Here is a 5,344-nt window from a genome sequence, read left to right on the forward strand (position 1 = left end):
CATCACAATACCTGAATCATTTTACTTCAGTATAGCAGTTTGCAGACACGCCCTAGTTGCTGGAACCGTTTGGTGAGTGACGCCACAGAGCTATTGGGTGAGCCTTTGGCGGTCGCGACCGTTGAGTTGCCCCCTGAAGTTCAAGGATTTAAGGCAGCCGCCCAGAAAGAATTGCAACAGATTTCTGACAAACACCTGTACCGACAGAAGCTAGAGTTTATGCTAGCTCAAGCGTTGCGGAAATTAGAAGAGACGCAACAACCAGGTTATGGTGTTGGTCATGACCTATTTGGGGTGATGTGGTTAGACGCAACCAGACTCTAGCGGGTGCATCTCATATTTGTAAAAAAGTTGCGTAGGGTGCGTTAGGGACGGACTCGCCCTCATTTTCTTGGTAGCCAGTATTGGGACAGTCCGTCCCGTAACGCACCACTGGTTCAAACAGTGAAAATGAGATGTACCCACTCTAGCTTTTGTAGCTTCTTTATAGCTTTAGTGGTTAGTAGATCAGTAGACATGGTATTTGCTCTCACTGATCTGCTATCCTCATGTTGTTTATTGGTCGAGCTGGGATTATGGCTTTTTTAGTAACCAATGATGATGGGATTGATGCTCCCGGCATTCGGGCATTGCACAAAGCATTATTCCAAGTAACAAGCGATCGCATAGCGGTGGTTGGTCCTAAATACCATCAGTCCGGCTGTGGCCATCGGGTCAATATTCGCACAGTTATTCCAGTGGAATGGCGATCGCAGACTGAGGTGAGTGTAGACAGTACGCCCGCTGATTGTGTGCGTCTGGGAGTCAACTATCTCTACGACGATATCGAGTTTGTTGTCTCTGGGATTAATGGGGGCTGCAATCTGGGCTCGGACATTTATCCCTCAGGAACCATAGCGGCGGCTAGAGAGGCCACAATACACCGTCTGAACGCGATCGCTTTTTCTCATTTTAAGAGAACTGACTGGGAGATAGACTGGGAGCTGGCGACGGAATGGACGGTTCGGGTGTTGCACAAGTTATTAGACCAACCGTCTGACCCTGGCACCTTCTGGAGCGTCAACTTTCCCCACCTAGAACCAGACGCACCCGAGCCAGAGATAGTCTTTTGTTCTCTGTGTACCCGTCCTCTACTGACAGAATTTGTAAAGCAAGAGGATGGATATCTTTATGTGGGAGATGACATCAATCGCAAATCTGATTCAGGAACAGACGTTGACGTGTGTTTGTCAGGAAATATTGCGATCACCCAGATTAGCTTATCGTAAATTCTGTCAAATAAGCCCGTTATCTGCTCTAAGTTCATGCTGAAAGTGGCAACAGTCACTGTAATCCAGGAAGTTAATCAACCTGATGAACTAATTCCTGTATTGGTTTTGTGTCCATCTCAAGATGAGAAGCAGTTATTGTCTAGCGCTGACTTTTCTGCTTATTGCTTCCATTGCCTAGAGTATTCATCTCTACAAACAACGCCACCTAAACTCAAAGGTCAAGTCGATTTAGTAGCCTTTTGCCAAGATGCGATCGCTTATGCCCAAGCACATCAGCTAGAAGCCTGTGCCAAAAACTAGAAGCCTTTGCCAAAAAGCACCTCAAGTAGCGTGGCCATTCGCATAGCGTAGCCATAGGCCTTTGGCCTTGGGCTTTTATCCAAACTTTCAATTCTCTAAAATCTCGAACTATAAAATTCTCCCGCAAGAGATTTATTTTAAGCATGATAGCTGACAGCTATCATGCTTACAAAGCAACCCATTTTTTGTTGGCTGAAAAAAGTACCCTTGTGGGTACTGTCAGAGCCATAAATTACTTTTTACATTTGATATAGACACCTTCAAAACATATCAAAATTCTTTTTCCTAAGGAGTTCCCATGGCAAATCGTTCAGAGAAGTCTTTTGACGTTCGCCTCGACGCTGCAAAATTAGCCAGAAGTCGAGACTATCCTACCCATAAAGCCAATGGGGATGAACAGCGACACGCTGATGATCAGTATTTTATGTCCTTTACCAAAGGGCTACCTCACAACCCTGATACAGGGCTACTACAAGACCCACAGGATTTTGTCGAATTTCGCCGTGCAATAGACGATGGCTTTATTGATCCCTTCACTGATCCGGTACGTCATGGTGCCAAATTTGAGGTAGTATTTACAGGTCAAGAGTACACTATTAAGCGTGAGACTGACCCTGATCTCCTTGAGGAATTTAGACAATGGGAAGCACCAACTGCAGGGGTTGTCTTTGAGCTAAACGGACCAGATCCACAAGCGGTTACCATGCCTCCGGCACCACCGTTAATCGATGCTAACGGTAAGGCTAACCAAGAGCTAATTTTTGAGATAGCAGAAGTCTACGAATTAGCCATACTGCGGGATCAGCCCCTCAATGACTTTGAGAAAAGAGCAGCGAATAGCAAAATTGAGAGTTCTATCAATCGTCTCAATGCCCTTGACTATATTCGCAACCAAACTGGACGACCTCGTAAGGTGAATGGCAGAGGCAGGCTTGATGAGCAAACCGTATTCCGAGGCTCTTCTCCAGGAGTAGAAGTCGGTCCCTATCTCTCTCAGTTTTTACTGATAGGTAATGTTGATCTCAATGGTGGTGGCAACGTTGCAGAAGGGAAAATTACCTATGGTGCTTTGCAAATTGATCAAAAGCTTCCCATTGCAACACCTAACCTAGATTACATGACCAACATGGAAGACTATGTCTTGGTTCAGCGTGGGATTAAGCAAGACAGAGAAAGATATGTTTTAGAGAAGGATCAAAACCCTAAGCTACCAGATCGTCCAGCTCGTCGGTTTATCTCCACTCCCCGAGATTTAGCTACTTATGTTCATTACGATGCTCTCTATGAAGCGTATCTCAACGCTTGCATCATTCTGCTGGGGATGCAAACACCTTTCGATCCTGGTTTTGATCATCTTTCTGGGGGTGGTGTAGCAGCAGGTAATCCAGCAACCCGTCGCCATGCTGGTGGTTTTGCCCTCTATGGCGGTCCACACATCTTAACTTTGGTTACTGAAGTAGCCACACGAGCACTCAAAGCTGTCCGCTTCCAGAAGTTCAATAACCATATTCGTCTGCGACCAGAGGCATTGGCAGCCCGGATTGAACTATTACGGCGATTTCAAGAGCTACCTAATGAAGCTAAAGCTAGTGTACCCAGAGCATTAATCAAGTATATTAAAAGGTTCCAACGTGAACTAGAAAGCAACGGTACTCTAAACTCGATTTTGGAACTAGCCAATCAAAATGGCTCTGGCTCACCGAATTATCTACTACCAATGGCATTTCCTGAAGGGTCTCCCATGCACCCTGCCTATGGTGCAGGACATGCCACTGTTGCTGGAGCCTGTGTGACCATGCTTAAGGCATTCTTTGATACCAGTGCAGTTTTAGTAGAAACACCAGTCAAAAACCCAAAACCGGGACAACCAAGGACACAGATCAGATTTAAACGCTATAGCCCCAAAGATCAGGGTATTGTGTTCCGTGCCCCTGATCCATCTGGCTACACGAATGGTGAGGCGACACTTGTTTCAGAGCGATCCAGGTATTTTCTGACTCTGGAGGGTGAGTTGAACAAGCTGGCTGCCAATATTTCCATTGGTCGCAATATGGCTGGCGTTCACTATTTTACTGACTACTATGATAGTTTGCGCATGGGTGAAGAAATTGCCATCGGTATTCTGGAAGAACAAGCATTGACCTATTCCACTGATCCCTTTGTGCTGTCTCTGCCAACCTTCGATGGAGACGTGATTCGGATTGGTGCCCGTTAAGCTCTGACTTGCTTAATGATGGGGATTTCTTTGAATACCCATCATTCAGGAGATGGGGAGATGGGGAGATGGGGAGATGGGAAGATGGGGAGATGGGGAGATGGGGAGATGGGGAGATGGGGAGATGGGGAGATTTGATTAAGGGTAATTATGTTGGCGTTGCTGAATAATGGAATGATTTTAAGAGTTTTGTGGAATGGGCATCTTGCGTGGAAGCGATGCAGCGCGGTCTTGGGGGTTTCCCCCATGAGCGACTGCATCAAGACACTGGCATCTTGCCAGTTTCAATATATTTCCGAGCGGGCAGGATGCCCACTCTACTCCTATTCATTCAAAGCTTAGGTAAACTGTCACACAGCCCCTAGCTGGAGTGGGCTTTTAGCGCTACTTTTGTAAAAGCACAACACTTGGCTAGTGTTGAGGGGATCCCGATACAGACACTCAACCCGATTAAAATCATGTTTGTGGGCAAGGGATTGCAGGGTTGTTTGGGTTTCGGGAAAATCACTAGACAATATATGACCCTCGACCATGGAAACTTCTTCCGGAGTCAGTTGAGCCCAGTCTTGGTAAACACCCTCTAGGTAACGTCTTAGATAGGTGTCTCGGGTTTCTCCATCTGTGGAAACCATATCGATCAGAATAAAAACACCATCAGGTTTTAGGAGATGGCTCAGCTTAGCCATAATACTATCTTTTTGCTCAAAACTGAGGTGATGGAACGCAAAAGAACTGAAAATCCCGTCGAAGCTATCCTGCTGGTTTTGTGCCAACTCAGAAACTACTTCAAAGAAGTCGCCCTGGATCAATGTCTGTTCACAGGGGATAGAATTGATGTTATCACGAGCAATTTCTAGTGCTGGCTCAGACAGGTCAATGCCTTTGTAGGAAGCAATCCTGGTATTGGCTAAAGCCTGGGCCGTGAAGCTAGCATCACCGCAGCCGAGGTCAAGTATAGAGAAGGGGGTTGGAAAGTAGCTGACTAGAAATGCGTGTAAAATGCCGTAAATTTCACGGTGTTGCATGTAATTGTTAGTCAGTATTTTTTGATAGAGTTGCCACTGACTCTCAAAGAGATTAGGGGACTGTTCTGTTTTCATAAAACACCTTTTTTGTACTTTGTAAAAACCACTTATATAGCAATTATTATAGTCATGAGCGACATTGCTTATCCTTTTAAGGCAGAAGGCAATAGGCATGCTAGCAATAGGCAATAGTCAAGAGGGTTTGAAGCGATGCAGCGCGGTCTTGGGGAGGCAGCGCGGTCTTGGGGGTTTCCCCCATGAGCGACTGCCGTTCCCCCAGCGACTGCATCAAGACAGGTAATTGGTGTCAAATAATACTGTACCTAATACACTTATCAACTTCAAAGTCCCCCTTTTTAAGGGGGATTTAGGGGGATCCATTTGTAGCTCATGGGAAATAAAATTGCTATAGTTTAGCTAACTTCTTAAAAAACACATAGTGAAATCCAAATCCCAGCCAGGATTTGAGATTTCGTAAGCTATCAGCTATCAGCTTATGTGCTACGCACACGCTACGCGAACAGCTATCAGCT

General features: G+C 45.8%; 6 protein-coding genes. 5 read left to right on the forward strand and 1 reads right to left on the reverse strand.

Features of this window, described 5'->3' with window-relative positions:
• Positions 1-72 precede the first annotated feature (72 nt).
• The 5 genes from BJP37_RS18910 to BJP37_RS41270 all read left to right on the forward strand — a co-directional run bounded on the left by BJP37_RS18910 (position 73) and on the right by BJP37_RS41270 (position 4,151).
• Positions 73-324 carry a hypothetical protein gene (locus tag BJP37_RS18910; RefSeq protein ID WP_075901050.1) on the forward strand — a complete coding sequence of 84 codons (252 nt, stop codon included), beginning with the start codon at positions 73-75 and terminating at the stop codon, positions 322-324.
• Positions 325-575: 251 nt separating this feature from the next.
• Entirely contained in the window at positions 576-1,268 is a 693-nt protein-coding gene (gene surE / locus BJP37_RS18915; RefSeq protein WP_075906252.1) for a 5'/3'-nucleotidase SurE, read from the forward strand.
• A 45-nt stretch (positions 1,269-1,313) separates the two neighbouring features.
• Positions 1,314-1,571, forward strand: coding sequence for a hypothetical protein (locus BJP37_RS18920; RefSeq protein WP_143727683.1), 258 nt, complete (start codon positions 1,314-1,316; stop codon positions 1,569-1,571).
• Between the two features lie 298 nt (positions 1,572-1,869).
• Complete coding sequence (locus tag BJP37_RS18925) at positions 1,870-3,786, forward strand: vanadium-dependent haloperoxidase (RefSeq protein WP_075901054.1); 1,917 nt, start codon at positions 1,870-1,872, stop codon at positions 3,784-3,786.
• A 218-nt stretch (positions 3,787-4,004) separates the two neighbouring features.
• Positions 4,005-4,151, forward strand: a complete 147-nt coding sequence (locus tag BJP37_RS41270) for a hypothetical protein (protein WP_198954106.1) — start codon at positions 4,005-4,007, stop codon at positions 4,149-4,151.
• Here BJP37_RS41270 and BJP37_RS18930 read toward each other — a convergent pair.
• Positions 4,137-4,886 carry a class I SAM-dependent methyltransferase gene (locus BJP37_RS18930; protein ID WP_075901056.1) on the reverse strand — a complete coding sequence of 250 codons (750 nt, stop codon included), beginning with the start codon at positions 4,884-4,886 and terminating at the stop codon, positions 4,137-4,139. The two genes, BJP37_RS41270 and BJP37_RS18930, sit on opposite strands and share 15 nt — an antisense overlap.
• Positions 4,887-5,344: the final 458 nt, after the last annotated feature.

The organism is Moorena bouillonii PNG (assembly GCF_001942495.1).
Classification (GTDB): domain Bacteria; phylum Cyanobacteriota; class Cyanobacteriia; order Cyanobacteriales; family Coleofasciculaceae; genus Moorena; species Moorena bouillonii.